The sequence below is a fragment of the Rahnella sp. 1L-D-7-B-C2 genome (assembly GCF_057290995.1).
This window is the reverse complement of sequence record NZ_JBXAVQ010000001.1, coordinates 597,314-611,057: the sequence shown is the minus strand read 5'-3', so window position 1 is coordinate 611,057 and position 13,744 is coordinate 597,314. Positions and strand designations below refer to the sequence as shown.

The 13,744-nt window shown below is 51.6% G+C and carries 13 protein-coding genes; 2 read left to right on the top strand and 11 right to left on the bottom strand.

The features are described from left to right. Window positions 1-167 precede the first annotated feature (167 nt). Together aroG and gbpA are read left to right on the top strand one after the other, a co-directional pair. Window positions 168-1,220 carry a 3-deoxy-7-phosphoheptulonate synthase AroG gene (gene aroG / locus AC0Z7K_RS02710; RefSeq protein ID WP_413528273.1) on the top strand — a complete coding sequence of 351 codons (1,053 nt, stop codon included), beginning with the start codon at window positions 168-170 and terminating at the stop codon, window positions 1,218-1,220. A gap of 268 nt (window positions 1,221-1,488) precedes the next feature. Further along, a complete protein-coding gene (gene gbpA / locus AC0Z7K_RS02705) occupies window positions 1,489-2,913 on the top strand; it encodes an N-acetylglucosamine-binding protein GbpA (RefSeq protein WP_485612679.1) in 1,425 nt (474 codons plus the stop codon). A gap of 56 nt (window positions 2,914-2,969) precedes the next feature. Here the strand turns inward: gbpA and AC0Z7K_RS02700 are convergent, their stop codons facing one another. The 11 genes from AC0Z7K_RS02700 to galE all read right to left on the bottom strand — a co-directional run bounded on the left by AC0Z7K_RS02700 (window position 2,970) and on the right by galE (window position 13,505). Further along, window positions 2,970-3,443: a GNAT family N-acetyltransferase gene (locus AC0Z7K_RS02700; protein WP_485612677.1), complete on the bottom strand. Its 474-nt coding sequence runs from the start codon at window positions 3,441-3,443 to the stop codon at window positions 2,970-2,972. Window positions 3,444-3,554: 111 nt separating this feature from the next. Then, window positions 3,555-5,210: a methyl-accepting chemotaxis protein gene (locus tag AC0Z7K_RS02695; protein ID WP_485612875.1), complete on the bottom strand. Its 1,656-nt coding sequence runs from the start codon at window positions 5,208-5,210 to the stop codon at window positions 3,555-3,557. Between the two features lie 259 nt (window positions 5,211-5,469). Beyond that, window positions 5,470-5,910 (bottom strand): glutaredoxin-dependent arsenate reductase, encoded by a 441-nt coding sequence (gene arsC, locus AC0Z7K_RS02690; protein WP_485612676.1) that lies wholly within the window; start codon window positions 5,908-5,910, stop codon window positions 5,470-5,472. 26 nt (window positions 5,911-5,936) lie between these two features. Continuing rightward, the gene (locus AC0Z7K_RS02685) at window positions 5,937-7,229 is read right to left on the bottom strand and encodes an arsenic transporter (RefSeq protein WP_485612674.1); all 1,293 of its coding nucleotides are present in this window, start codon (window positions 7,227-7,229) and stop codon (window positions 5,937-5,939) included. Window positions 7,230-7,286: 57 nt separating this feature from the next. Continuing rightward, window positions 7,287-7,622, bottom strand: coding sequence for a metalloregulator ArsR/SmtB family transcription factor (locus AC0Z7K_RS02680; RefSeq protein WP_485612672.1), 336 nt, complete (start codon window positions 7,620-7,622; stop codon window positions 7,287-7,289). A gap of 175 nt (window positions 7,623-7,797) precedes the next feature. Beyond that, the gene (gene gpmA / locus AC0Z7K_RS02675; RefSeq protein WP_112166632.1) at window positions 7,798-8,550 is read right to left on the bottom strand and encodes a 2,3-diphosphoglycerate-dependent phosphoglycerate mutase; all 753 of its coding nucleotides are present in this window, start codon (window positions 8,548-8,550) and stop codon (window positions 7,798-7,800) included. 206 nt (window positions 8,551-8,756) lie between these two features. Beyond that, the gene (locus tag AC0Z7K_RS02670) at window positions 8,757-9,089 is read right to left on the bottom strand and encodes a PsiF family protein (RefSeq protein WP_485612670.1); all 333 of its coding nucleotides are present in this window, start codon (window positions 9,087-9,089) and stop codon (window positions 8,757-8,759) included. A gap of 143 nt (window positions 9,090-9,232) precedes the next feature. Next, window positions 9,233-10,279, bottom strand: a complete 1,047-nt coding sequence (gene galM, locus AC0Z7K_RS02665) for a galactose-1-epimerase (protein WP_485612669.1) — start codon at window positions 10,277-10,279, stop codon at window positions 9,233-9,235. After that, entirely contained in the window at window positions 10,273-11,421 is a 1,149-nt protein-coding gene (gene galK / locus AC0Z7K_RS02660; RefSeq protein ID WP_485612667.1) for a galactokinase, read from the bottom strand. The genes galM and galK overlap by 7 nt, the downstream gene beginning before the upstream one ends. Further along, a complete protein-coding gene (galT, locus tag AC0Z7K_RS02655; RefSeq protein WP_485612666.1) occupies window positions 11,421-12,470 on the bottom strand; it encodes a galactose-1-phosphate uridylyltransferase in 1,050 nt (349 codons plus the stop codon). Before galT ends, galK begins: the two co-directional genes overlap by 1 nt. Before the next feature lie 18 nt (window positions 12,471-12,488). Then, complete coding sequence (gene galE, locus AC0Z7K_RS02650) at window positions 12,489-13,505, bottom strand: UDP-glucose 4-epimerase GalE (protein WP_485612664.1); 1,017 nt, start codon at window positions 13,503-13,505, stop codon at window positions 12,489-12,491. Between the last annotated feature and the right edge of the window lie 239 nt (window positions 13,506-13,744).

The window sequence follows — 13,744 nt, the reverse complement described above, 5'->3', positions numbered from 1 at the left end:
TCGTTTTCGTATGGACAGTTAAAAGGTTAGCTAATGAATTCATGTCCTGAATCAAAATGAGACTATTCGTAAGTGTAAAAGTAGATTTACACCGTCACCCAATACGGCTAGATTGAACGCGGTCAGCGTTTCGCTTTGTCACTTATGAATACCCGAATGGAACAGTTATGAATTATCAAAACGACGATTTACGTATCAAAGAAATTAAGGAACTTTTGCCACCTGTCGCGCTGCTGGAAAAATTTCCTGCGACCGACAAAGCGGCGAAAACAGTCTCTCAGGCACGCAATGCCATTCATAAGATTCTGAAAGGAAACGATGATCGTCTTCTGGTAGTAATCGGCCCTTGCTCTATCAATGATCCGAAAGCTGCAAAAGAGTACGCGGCGCGCCTGATGAAAATGCGTGAAGAACTGCAGGGCGAGCTGGAAGTGGTGATGCGTGTTTACTTCGAAAAACCACGTACCACCGTCGGCTGGAAGGGGTTAATTAATGACCCCCACATGAATAACAGTTACCAGATTAACGACGGTTTACGCATCGCGCGCAAATTGTTACTGGATATTAATGATACCGGACTGCCTGCGGCGGGCGAATTCCTGGACATGATCACGCCACAATATCTGGCGGATTTAATGAGCTGGGGCGCGATTGGCGCACGCACGACAGAATCTCAGGTTCACCGTGAGCTTTCCTCCGGTTTATCCTGCCCGGTCGGATTTAAGAACGGTACTGACGGCACTATCAAAGTGGCGATCGATGCGATTAACGCCGCCGGCGCACCACACTGCTTCCTGTCCGTCACCAAATGGGGACACTCTGCGATCGTCAATACCAGCGGTAACAACGATTGCCACATCATCCTGCGCGGCGGCAAAAAGCCAAACTACAGCGCGCAAGATGTACAGGAAGTGAAAGAAGGCCTGAAAAAAGGCGGTCTGCCGGCACGTATCATGATCGACTTCAGCCATGCAAACAGCAGCAAACAATTCAAAAAGCAGATGGAAGTCTGTGAAGATGTTTGCGCTCAGGTGGCTGGGGGTGAACAGGCAGTGATGGGCGTGATGGTGGAAAGCCATCTGGTAGAGGGCAACCAGAACCTGGACAGCGGTGAGCCACTGGTTTACGGCCAGAGTGTGACCGATGCCTGCATCGGCTGGGACGACACCGAAGTGCTGCTGCGCAGCCTGGCGAACGCGGTCAAAGCGCGCCGCGGTTAATATCAGTATTTGTAAGTAACGCGAGTAAACCGGGATATTATTCCCGGTTTTTTTTCGTCTTTAGATAAATGATCAGTATCCGCTATGTTTTATTATCAGTGATTGTTTTGATGAATGATTTAATTCAGTAAATCTTAAACTGCCAGTAAACCTAATAAAATAATAGATTTACCCTTCGGGATTCCCTAATTTGGATGCGCATGCTTGTTGTTGTATTTTATTTCAGCATGTCACTTAATTATATTATTAATTTATTAAGGTCATTACTATGAAAATTAAATCCTGGATTATTTTTAGTCTGGTGGGTTTCAGTCCCTCATTATGGGCGCATGGTTATTTAACGTCGCCTGTTTCCCGTAGTTACGCCTGTAATACGGCGCAGAACATCAACTGCGGCGCGGTTCAGTACGAACCACAAAGCCTCGAGGCGCCGTCTGGCTTCCCGGAGAAAGGACCTGCTGATGGTAAAATTGCCAGCGCGGGTGTCGATCGTTTCTCTAATCTTGATGAGCAAACCAGCGTTCGCTGGGCAAAAACCGCAATAACACCGGGCGCAAATAAATTCACCTGGTTATTTACCGCTAATCATGTGACCAGTAACTGGCGTTATTACATTACTCAACAAAACTGGGATGTAAATAAACCGCTTTCCCGCAGTTCATTCGAATTAACACCCTTCTGTACGATTAATGGCGCAATGGAATCACCCCCCGCGACGGTGACGCACTCGTGTAATGTGCCAGAACGGTCCGGTTATCAGGTGATATTAGCGGTGTGGGAAGTGGGTAATACTGCCAATAGTTTTTATAATGTGATGGACGTTACTCTTTCCGGTGGCAGCGTCGCACCAGACACCTCATGGACTCAGCAAGTCGGAACAATTCAGCCGGTCATCGACTTAAAACGAGGAGATGAAGTCAGTACCCGCGTCTTTGATGTCAGCGGTGAACGTGCTGAGTTGAGCACCCGCCTGATTATAAGCAGTGATGAGCAGGGAGAGAAAAATACCTGGGCTCACGATTTGGCGCAAAAAGTGAATCAGAGCAACGGCCAGCTCCGCGCAGGCCAGAAGGCAGCGGACGGAACGTTTAATGCGATATATGGCGCGAACGGGTTGTTCACTAATCCGGGCGGCACGCTCACGCGTGTAGAGGTGACTGTCGAGCAGCAAGGCGTTGCTCCGTCTCCGACCTTCTCCGTCAGCGGTATGCAATCGAGTTACGTGGCGACTTCCGGCAATTTAACGCTGAATTTCAACGTGTCAGTGACCGGTAAAATGGCCATCGAAAGCACGGTGTATGACCACGCGCAAACCCAGAAAGGCTACGTTGCGTCGTCACTTGATAACAGCAATAAGGCTTTAACCCTGAGTATGAAGGATATGAGCGACGGCCATTACATGCTGGTGGTGAAAGGGACCGACGATACCGGCAAAGTCACTCAGACGACTTATGATTTTATGGTGAGCAGTGATTCAACGCCCTCTGCCGCAGGCCAATATGATTATACTTTCCCGGCAGGGCTGAAAAGCTATAAAGCCGGAACCAAAGTATTACAACCAAAAGATAACGGCATCTACCAGTGCAAGCCTGCACCGCTGAGCGGTTATTGCATACAGTGGACTGACGTTTCAAACGCTTATGAACCGGGTGTCGGCTTTGCCTGGCAATCAGCATGGACGAAAGTCGGCTGAAAACTCTCGTGTTATGAAGCCCCGTGTATTCGGGGCTTTTTTGTTTTGAGTTAAAACTAAAGTTCGCAACGCATATCCATACAGCGCAAATCGGCTTTCGCCAACTCAGATTGGTACAGGCTTTCCTTCACCAGACTGAACCCGTTCTTCTGATAAAACGCAAAGGCGTTGGGCGTAGAGGATAATGTTAGTACGGCCAATTCTCGCTCTTTCGCTTCAGTCTTAATGGCATCCAGGATCAGCCGTGCATAGCCTTTGCCCGTGAATGCAGGCAGCGTAAAAATAGCTTCCACGCTTTGATTTTCCAGATCGAGAAAACCTGTTGCAACCGGGAAGTTATCCTCCGGCGAATCCACGACGAAAAATGGATTATTGGTGATGGCTTTGCGAAATCCTTCTGGCATCTTATCTGGTGTCCAGGCAGTGATTACGATTGCGTCATACGTATTCTTACATCCATAACGAATGGCCTGATTCCTGATCTCCCAGAGCTTTTCTGCTTCATCCGGTGAGGCGTATCTGACGGGCATAGGTTTCTCCTTGATAAGCTTTACTAACCCATACTCTAATTTGCAGACTCCGGTGTCCATGCTCTTCAGGAACTTATTCCCCCTCAATCAACCTGAGGGGGAATAAAAAATTCAGAACTTGGTCCATCCGCCCGAAACGGTCGCTAATGCCTGGCTTTTTGCACTCATATCTGGCCTTTTCAGCTGTTGCGTGTTGGCACGTTTCTCCGGGCCATTAATTTTAAAGATGGAAACGATCTCAGTGAGCTGTCTCGCCTGCTCTTCAAGAGAGGCCGCCGCTGCGGCAGACTCCTGCACCAACGCGGCATTTTGCTGGGTCACGCTGTCCATCTGAACCACCGCCGTACCGATCTGGCTGATCCCTTTGCTTTGCTCAGTAGACGCTGCCGCTATTTCACTCATGATCTCATTAACGTGACTGACTGAGCTGACAATTTTCTCCATCGCTTCACCCGCGCGCGTCACCTGATCTGACCCTGATTTAATATTTTCAACGGACTCATTGATCAGCACACCAATCTCTTTAGCGGCTTGCGCGCTACGTTGAGCCAGATTTCGGACTTCACTGGCGACAACGGCAAAGCCACGACCTTGCTCACCCGCACGTGCGGCTTCAACCGCAGCGTTCAGGGCAAGGATATTGGTCTGGAAAGCGATGCTGTTGATGACGCCGATGATATCGACAATCTTATGTGAGCTGCCGGTAATTTTAGTCATGGTAGTGATGACCCCGCTGACAATATCGCCCCCGGTATGCGCTTCCTGAGTCGCATGGCTAGCAAGCGTACTTGCCTGCCCGGCGTTATCCGCATTTTGTCTGACGGTTGACCCCAACTGCTCCATGCTGGCGGCGGTCTCTTCCAGTGCGGAAGCCTGTTCTTCAGTCCGTGAAGACAGGTCGGTATTGCCGATGGAGATTTCGCTGGAACCTTTATAAATGGAGTCTGCGCTGTTGCGAATATCACGTACGGTCTGCGCCCAGTTGCCCTGCATTTTATCAATGTAAGGGACTAACTGGCCGATACAGTTTCTTCCCTGTTCGACAATTTTGTTATCCAGTACGCCGGTAGCCAAAGATTCCAGGTGGGCTTTTATGATATTCAGAGGTTTAACGAGGAAATTAACTAAATAACGATCGCTCGCCATCATAATGAGTACGCTTATCACCAGTGCGCTAATGAGAATATACTGGCACCATGTCACCCAATGCGTAATCCTTTCATTTGCCTCAGCATTTAAAGAGATTATTTTATTGTTGTATTTATCAATTGCCGCACTGAAGTTACGCCTAAGAGGAAGATACTTATCATTTTTAATTTTCTCGAAGTCGCCGATTCTTTTATCTTTAGCAGATTCAAACAGGGGTAACACAGCTTCATGGTAAAGATTAAATGAACTGTTATAAATATCATCTATTGTTGGCGCATCAAGATTGCCATGATTAATCGCTTTAAACTCCATTAAACCTTTTTTCAGACTCTCTAATTCCACCGCCGTCGCCTTCATTTCGAGATCAAAAATGGCATTATCATTTTTTTCTACGCCTGCCATGGCACGTTCAAGCGAAGTGACGGCGCGATAGTACTGCGCGTTCGCGCCGTTGATGATATCGCCATTATTTTGCTGAATATGGGTCACGCCCAGTTCGAGTTTTAACTCTTTAAGAGAATATAACGCAAATCCTGATGCTCCTGCCCAGAGCAGAGAAAATACAATGAGAATGAGTACGAGTGCCGTTCTTATTTTAATATTTCTTAGGAAGTTCATAATCTGTAACCCCGGTGGCAAATGCTTCAAGGTCGTCAGGTAACGGATTTTAAGCATAGTTTGCGATCAGTTAGATGGCGATTCGCTTTATTAGGGTTCTAATATTCCCCTTCTGTAGTATCGGATAAGTTGTTTTAATCTTTAGGTGTTTCATCATATTTAAATAAATAAAAACATACAGGTTTTGAAAGTGTCATTTAATATTGTTCGCAGGGTAAGAATAACCATAAGTATTTTTAATATTATTCTTTGCCATCACTTATCTTTTTTCATCCTTCACAATCAACCGCCCATTTTCATCAATCACTTTTTCACCGTCTTCTTTAGTGAACGCACCTTTCTGGTGGTCCGGCAAAATCTCCAGTACGATTTCGCTAGGGCGGCAAAGTCGGGTTCCCCCCGGTGTTACGACAATCGGCCGGTTGATTAAAATCGGATGTGCCAGCATGGCATCCAGCAACTCGTCGTCAGAGAATTTATCCTCGCTCAAACCCAGCTGTGCGTAAGGTTCAACGTTTTTACGCAGCAGCGCGCTTACGGAAATGCCCATGTCGGCAATCAGGGCGATCAGCTCATCGCGTGACGGCGGGGTGTCGAGATACAAAACAACTGCGGGTTCAGCGCCGCTGTTACGGATAAGCGCCAGCGTATTGCGCGACGTGCCGCAGGCTGGATTGTGATAAATCGTGATATCGGTCATTGCGAGTTCTCTTTGAGGTGAGTGGCTCAGGCCACATGAAATGATAAGCGGACAGCCAGGGCTGCCAGCGTGACGAACAGTACTGGCAGGGTCATGACGATGCCGACGTAAAAGTAATAACCCCAGGTGATGGCGATATTTTTTTGTGCCAGAACGTGAAGCCACAACAACGTGGCCAGGCTACCAATCGGTGTAATTTTCGGTCCGAGATCGCTGCCGATAATATTGGCGTATATCATGGCCTCTTTGATGACGCCGGTTGCAGTGCTGCCCTCAATGGAAAGCGCGCCAATCAGCACCGTTGGCATATTGTTCATCAGTGAGGAGAGCAGGGCGCTGAGGAACCCGGTACCCAGCGTGGCGACCCACAATCCGTGAACGGCGAAAGTATTCAGCACGCCGGACAACCACTCCGTCAGGCCAGCGTTGCGCAGACCATAAACCACCAGATACATCCCCAGTGAGAAAATGACGATTTGCCATGGCGCTTCTTTCAGCACTTTACCGGTATCGATAATGCGACCGCGACGGGCGACCAGCCAGAGAATAAACGCTGCGACAGCGGCCACCGCACTGACGGGAATGCCCAGCGGCTCAAGGGCAAAGAAACCCACCAGCAACAGAATCAGGACCAGCCAGCCGGTTTTAAACGTGCGCATATCGCTAATCGCATCACGCGGGCGCCTGAGCCTGGCGACATCGTAGGTTTTCGGAATATCTTTGCGAAAGAACAGATGCAGCATGATGAGCGTCGCCACGATAGCGGCGATATCGACGGGCACCATCACCGAGGCGTAATCGTTGAAGCCAAGTTTGAAAAAGTCGGCAGAGACAATATTGACCAGATTGGAGACGATCAGCGGCAGGCTGGCAGTATCAGCAATAAACCCGGCTGCCATGACAAAGGCCAGCGTCGCGCCACGGCTGAAACCAAGTGCCAGAAGCATGGCGATGACAATGGGGGTCAGGATCAATGCCGCGCCGTCATTGGCGAACAGCGCAGCGACGCTGGCGCCGAGTAAAATTATGTAGGTGAACAACCATCGGCCTTTGCCGTTTCCCCAGCGCGCGACGTGCAGCGCGGCCCACTCGAAGAATCCCGATTTATCCAGCAACAGGCTGATGATAATCACGGCGATGAACGTCACCGTGGCGTTCCAGACAATTTCCCATACCACCGGAATATCACCGGGATGTACAACGCCGGTCGCCAGGGCCAGCACCGCGCCCAGGCTCGCGCTCCAGCCAATGCCTAATCCACCGGGCTGCCAGATAATCAGTATCAGGGTAAAGATAAAAATCAGGCCTGCGAGCCACATAGTGTTCTCCGTATTACATATGTTATTTCATATATGAATGAGTAAATTTTTAACGTATTATTGGCAAGCGACGCTGCCTTGTTGCAGACGTTTGGTGAGCTGAGTGATTTGTACAAACTGGCATTGGGCGGTCTGCCTGATGATTTCGGCTGCCCAGACAGGAATGTGCGGTGAAAGGCGATAGTGGATCCATTTCCCTTCGCGTCGGTCTAATAACAGGCCGGTTTCGCGCAGCATCGCCAGATGACGCGAGGTCTTAGGTTGCGACTCTTCAATGGCGACGGTGATATCGCATACGCACAGTTCGCCCATTTCATGCAGCAACAGCGTGATCCCCAAACGGGTTTCGTCAGAAAGACATTTGAAGAGCTGAAGCGGGGTAAGCTGGGGCATAGACACTCCTGATGTTGTCGGGGAATATTACCCGACAGAACAGGAGAGTCAATAACATATTCGAAAATATGAATATGTACTGGCGCAAAAAGACGTAAGTCATCCTGCCTCAAAAACAAAAAAGGCATGCTTACGCATGCCTTTCACATTCACTGAACAGGTCAGTGAATGTTAATTACTTCGCTTTACCCTGGTTTGCCACGGCCGCGGCTTTCGCTGCGATTTCGTCGGCATTGCCCAGATAGTAATGTTTAACCGGTTTGAAGTTTTCGTCGAATTCGTAAACCAGTGGAACACCGGTAGGGATGTTCAGTTCCAGAATTTCGTCTTCGCCCAGATTATCCAGGTATTTGACCAGCGCACGCAGGGAGTTACCGTGTGCAGCGATGATCACGCGCTCGCCGCTTTCAATGCGAGGTTTGATCACTTCAGTCCAGTAAGGGATAACGCGTTCGATGGTCAGCGCCAGGCTTTCCGTCGTTGGCAGCTCTTCCTGAGACAGTTTTGCGTAACGCGGATCGTGGCCCGGGAAGCGCTCATCTGAACGGTCCAGCTCTGGCGGAGTCACGGCAAAGCCACGACGCCATTGTTTCACTTGCTCGTCACCGTATTTTTTCGCGGTTTCAGCTTTATCCAGACCCTGCAACGCGCCGTAATGACGTTCGTTCAGTTTCCAGGATTTTTCTACCGGCAGCCATGGCTGATCCAGTTCGTCCAGAACGCTCCACAGAGTATGGATGGCACGTTTCAGCACGGAGGTGTAGGCGAAGTCAAAGTGGAAGCCTTCATCTTTGAGCAGCTGACCGGCAGCTTTTGCTTCGGTACGGCCTTTTTCGGACAGTTCAACATCATGCCAGCCGGTAAAACGGTTTTCTTTGTTCCACTCACTTTCACCGTGTCGTACCAGCACCAGTTTGGTTACAGCCATAGCTAAACTCCTCAGTTAACTGAATTTTCAATGATAACAATTATCATTATAGGGTCTTGGCATCCTCATCGGCAATCGCTATGTACCTTGATTGCCGTTGTGTCACACCGTTTGAGGTTAAACATAACGAATTTGCTGCGGGGATGTAAAACAAAACGCGCAGACGGTCGCCCGAACCGCGCGTTTTGTATAAAAGTGCAGCGTAATTAGCTGGCTTTTTTCAGGCAGGTGCTCATGAAGGTTTTACGTGCATCGCCTTTCAGCTCTTTCTTCGCCGCATCAGCATTACAGGTTTTCATTTTCTCCTGTTGCGGGCTCAGTTTTTCGGTAGCGTTACTTTCTGCTTTCAGGCAATTACTCATGAATTTTTTGCGGTCCTCGCCTTTGAGGGATTGCGTAGTAGCCTGCGAATTACAATCGGTCATTTTCTGACGTTGCGCGGTTTGTGCCGCAGAAGGTGCTTTGACCGGATCTGCAGCCAGCGCAGAACCCGCCACACACAAGGTAGCCAGCAGGGTTAATACAACGGGTAAACGCATAACGAACTCCTTATTAAACGTCCTTTTCGCAGGACACTCACTAAGCGTAGATGCGGCTGAAGTCTTTAGCTGAAGAATGTGCTGGCGCAGATGCGGGGTAAGTCACAAAACAGGACAGGATCGGGCGATCCTGTCCATCAGGATTACAGCGCGAAGAACTGGTAGGTCGTGGCAGATTTATAGGTCTGACCTGGTTTTATCCAGCAGCTGGGCTGCGGCCAGGTAGCGTGATTCGGGCTGTCTGGCAGGAATTCACTTTCCAGCGCCACGCCGCTGTAGCTGGCATATTCGCCGCCGGTGCGGTTCGGTGTACCACCGAGAAAATTGCCGCTGTAAAGCTGCAGCGCTGGTGCAGAGGTGAAAACAGTCATCTGCACCTTACCATCGGCAGACCACAAATGCGCCGCCGGGAATTCGCCGGAATTGCAGGTGCGGTTGAGCAGATAGGCATGGTCATAGCCCTTCACACGCTGCTGATCGCGATCGCTGAGGAAATCCTTCGCCAGCGTTTTCGGCGCGTTGAAGTTCATGCCGGTGTTTTCCACCGTGGTCGGATCGGCGCACGGAATTCCGTCGCTGTCGACCGGCAGGAAGCGGTCGGCAAACAGTTGCAGCTTGTGCTGACGCGCATCCGTGCCTTCGCCGTCGAGATTGAAATAAGCGTGATTGGTCAGATTGACCGGGCACAGCTTATCGACCGTCGCGTCGTAGCGGATTTCCAGACGATTATCGTCGGTGAGCTGATAATGCACCGTCGCGGTCATATTGCCCGGAAAACCCTGATCGCCGTCGGCGGAGAACAGCTGGAAACTGACTTTCTGCGCGCTTTGAGACAGGATCTTCCAGCGGCGCGCATGGAAACCTTCCGGCCCGCCGTGCAACTGGTGTACACCCTGATTGGCGACCACCAGATGCGGTTTACCCTCGATCTCAAACTGCGCACGGGCGATGCGGTTGGCATAGCGCCCGACTGTGGCACCCAGATAGGCGCTCTGATTCATATAGTCGTGCGTTGACTGACAGCCGAGCAGCAGTTCGCGCGTGGTGCCGTCCGCCAGCGGCAACGTGAAGGACAGCCAGGTCGCGCCCCAGTCCATGAAAGTGGCGGTAGCACCCGCCGCATTCTGTAGCGTCACCTGTTCAAACGGTTGGCCATCGGGCGCCAGCTGCGTATTTTCAGGTTTTAACATACGCCGGCTCCCTGCGATGCGGTGCAGACGTAGAAGGTTTCTTTCAGGCCACTGTGTGCCTGATATTGCTCTTGCACCGCGTGACGGACTTTTTCCACCATATCTTCCGGCACCAGCGCCACGATGCAGCCGCCGAAGCCGCCGCCGGTCATACGTACGCCGCCTTTATCGCCAATCACTTCTTTAACGATTTCCACCAGTTTGTCGATTTGCGGTACGGTGATTTCAAAGTCATCGCGCATAGAGGCGTGAGATTCTGCCATCAGCTCGCCCATGCGTTTCAGGTCGCCGCTGGCCAGCGCGTCAGCGGCAGCCAATGTACGGTCGTTTTCGGTGATGACGTGACGGGCACGGCGTGACACCACCGGATCCAGCTCATCCTGAATGGAGAAGAACAGGGCAGGGTCAACGTCGCGCAGCGCTTTAACGCCGAAGAAGCGGGCAGCCACTTCGCACTGTTCGCGACGGGCGTTGTATTCGCTGTCGACCAGACCGCGTTTGACGTTGGAGTTGATGATGACCACCGCGGCGTTTTTCGGCATGGACACCGCGCGGGTTTCCAGGGAACGGCAGTCGATCAACAGGGAGTGATTTTCTTTGCCGAGGGCAGAAATCAGCTGATCCATGATGCCGCAGTTACAGCCGACAAACTGGTTTTCTGCTTCCTGTCCGTTGAGCGCCAGTGCAACGCCGTCCAGCGGCAAATCGTAAAGAGATTTCAGCGCCTGACCGACCGCCACTTCCAGCGATGCCGATGAGCTCAGCCCCGCGCCCTGCGGCACGTTGCCGCTTATCACCATGTCCGCGCCGGAGAAATCTTTGTTACGCAACATCAGATGTTTCACCACGCCGCGCACGTAGTTGGCCCACGGATGCGCGTCGCTGTGCAGGATAGGTTCGTCGAGCGAGAAGCTGTCTTCTTCGTTGTCGTAATCGGCGGCGATGACGCGGATCTGGCGGTCATTACGCTGGGCGCAGGCGATCACCGTTTCATAGTCGATGGCACACGGCAGCACGAAGCCGTCGTTGTAGTCGGTATGTTCGCCGATCAGGTTCACACGGCCCGGCGCTTTGATGGTGATGGTCGCAGGGTAGCCGAATTTATCAGCAAAGATTTCAAGGACTTTAGTTTTCAGATTCATTATTTTTCTCCGACCTCACGATAATGGACATCACTCACCGCACGCAGACGTTCAGCGGCTTGTTCAGCCGTCAGGTCGCGTTGGGTTTCGGCCAGCAATTCATAGCCGACCATGAATTTACGTACCGTGGCTGAACGCAGCAACGGCGGATAGAAATGGGCATGCAGTTGCCAGTGTTCGTGGTCGCCCTCGGTAAATGGCGCGCCGTGCCAGCCCATCGAATACGGGAAGGAGCACTGGAACAGATTGTCGTAACGGCTGGTCAGCTGTTTCAACGCCAGCGCTAAATCACTGCGCTGTGCTTCGGACAAATCGGTGATGCGCTTGACGTGCGCTTTAGGCAGCAGCAACGTTTCGAACGGCCATGCCGCCCAATATGGCACCACGGCCAGCCAGTGTTCGGTTTCCACCACGGTACGGCTGCCGTCGGCCAGTTCGCGCTGCGCGTAATCAACCAGCATCGGCGAACCCTGCTGTTCAAGATACGTGCGTTGCAGACGGTCTTCGCGTTCCGCTTCGTTCGGCAGGAAGCTGTTGGCCCAAATCTGTCCGTGCGGATGCGGATTAGAGCACCCCATTGCCGCGCCTTTGTTCTCGAAAACCTGCACCCACGGATAGGTTTTACCTAAATCCGCAGTCTGTTCCTGCCAGGTTTTGACGATCTCAGTCAGCGCTTCTACCGACAGCTGCGGCAACGTTTTGCTGTGATCGGGCGAGAAGCAAATGACACGGCTGGTGCCGCGCGCGCTTTCCAGACGCATCAGCGGATCGGTACTTTTCGGGGCAAACGGCGTATCCGCCATCAGCGCGGCAAAGTCATTGGTGAAGACGTGCGTGCCGGTATAGTGCGGATTCACATCGCCGGTGACGCGGGTATTTCCTGGACACAGGAAGCAGTCCGGATCGTGCGTGGGCAGCACTTCATCGGAAACAGCTTCCTGCTGACCCTGCCACGGGCGTTTAGCGCGGTGCGGGCTGACTAAAATCCACTGATCGGTCAGCGGATTGTAGCGGCGATGCGGATGTTCAATCGGGTCAAACGTGGTCATAAAGATTCCTTATCCGCCTTAATTTGGGTAACCCTGCGGGTTTTTTGACTGCCAGAGCCAGGTGTCATTCGCCATATCTTCCAGCGTGCGTGTCACCTTCCAGTTCAGCTCTTTCTCCGCTTTGGTCGGATCCGCCCAGTAAGCCGGCAGGTCGCCGTCACGGCGTGGCGCAAAGGTATATTTCACCGGCTTGCCGCAGGCTTTGCTGAAGGCATTGATCACTTGCAGTACGCTCTGGCCAAAGCCTGCGCCGAGGTTATAAATGTGCACGCCGGGCTTGTTGTGCAGGGTTTTCATGGCTGCCAGATGGCCGTCGGCCAGATCGACCACGTGGATGTAATCGCGCACGCCGGTGCCGTCTTTGGTTGGGTAATCATTCCCAAACACCGCAACGGATTCACGACGGCCCACGGCCACCTGCGCGATGAACGGCATCAAATTGTTCGGTACGCCCTGTGGATCTTCACCCATCAGGCCCGACGGATGTGCCCCGACCGGGTTGAAGTAGCGCAACAGCGTAATGCTCCAGTCAGGTTCCGCGCGTTGCACGTCTTCCAGGATCTGCTCGACCATCAGTTTGCTGCGGCCATACGGGCTGGAAGGATTGCCGGTCGGGAAGTCTTCGACATAAGGCGTTTTAGGCTGATCGCCATACACGGTGGCAGAAGAGCTGAAAATCAGGTTTTTGACGCCGGCCTCGCGCATCGCTTCCACCAGTACCAATGTGCCGGTGACGTTGTTGTCGTAATACGCCAGCGGTTTAGCGACGGATTCACCGACGGCTTTCCAGCCAGCAAAGTGGATCACTGAGTGAATTTTGTGTTCGCTGAAAATTTTATCGAGGATCGTACGGTCACGAATATCGCCTTCGTAGAACAGCGGCGTTTTACCGGTCAGCGTGTTGATACGCTCCAGCACGCTGACTTTACTGTTGTGAAGATTATCCAGAATGATTGGCGTATAACCCGCATCAATCAATTGCACGCAAGTATGACTCCCGATGTAACCGCTACCACCTGTGACTAAGACGTACATAATCGCTCCCCGATGATTATCAATGCTGCAACGATATCACGCTGCAAGGCTGAAAAAGGTGATCCATCCCCAATAAAATGGAATCGCTTACACAAACAGTTTAGCACCTTTCCACTGCGCTAAACAGCTGATACCAGCGGTAAGGAAAGTCAGCTGTAAAGCGCTACAGACCAGAAACGGCGCTAGGTGTAATCGCTTACACTCCTGATTTCGCACTATCTGAAAACGGTTTCCCGGTG

What these genes read in the sequence shown, in the direction of transcription:
- aroG (WP_413528273.1), top strand. Translation starts at nt 168, where the DNA reads ATGAATTATCAAAACGACGATTTACGTATCAAAGAAATTAAGGAACTT.
- gbpA (WP_485612679.1), top strand. Translation starts at nt 1,489, where the DNA reads ATGAAAATTAAATCCTGGATTATTTTTAGTCTGGTGGGTTTCAGTCCC.
- AC0Z7K_RS02700 (WP_485612677.1), bottom strand. Translation starts at nt 3,443, where the DNA reads ATGCCCGTCAGATACGCCTCACCGGATGAAGCAGAAAAGCTCTGGGAG.
- AC0Z7K_RS02695 (WP_485612875.1), bottom strand. Translation starts at nt 5,210, where the DNA reads ATGAACTTCCTAAGAAATATTAAAATAAGAACGGCACTCGTACTCATT.
- arsC (WP_485612676.1), bottom strand. Translation starts at nt 5,910, where the DNA reads ATGACCGATATCACGATTTATCACAATCCAGCCTGCGGCACGTCGCGC.
- AC0Z7K_RS02685 (WP_485612674.1), bottom strand. Translation starts at nt 7,229, where the DNA reads ATGTGGCTCGCAGGCCTGATTTTTATCTTTACCCTGATACTGATTATC.
- AC0Z7K_RS02680 (WP_485612672.1), bottom strand. Translation starts at nt 7,622, where the DNA reads ATGCCCCAGCTTACCCCGCTTCAGCTCTTCAAATGTCTTTCTGACGAA.
- gpmA (WP_112166632.1), bottom strand. Translation starts at nt 8,550, where the DNA reads ATGGCTGTAACCAAACTGGTGCTGGTACGACACGGTGAAAGTGAGTGG.
- AC0Z7K_RS02670 (WP_485612670.1), bottom strand. Translation starts at nt 9,089, where the DNA reads ATGCGTTTACCCGTTGTATTAACCCTGCTGGCTACCTTGTGTGTGGCG.
- galM (WP_485612669.1), bottom strand. Translation starts at nt 10,279, where the DNA reads ATGTTAAAACCTGAAAATACGCAGCTGGCGCCCGATGGCCAACCGTTT.
- galK (WP_485612667.1), bottom strand. Translation starts at nt 11,421, where the DNA reads ATGAATCTGAAAACTAAAGTCCTTGAAATCTTTGCTGATAAATTCGGC.
- galT (WP_485612666.1), bottom strand. Translation starts at nt 12,470, where the DNA reads ATGACCACGTTTGACCCGATTGAACATCCGCATCGCCGCTACAATCCG.
- galE (WP_485612664.1), bottom strand. Translation starts at nt 13,505, where the DNA reads ATGTACGTCTTAGTCACAGGTGGTAGCGGTTACATCGGGAGTCATACT.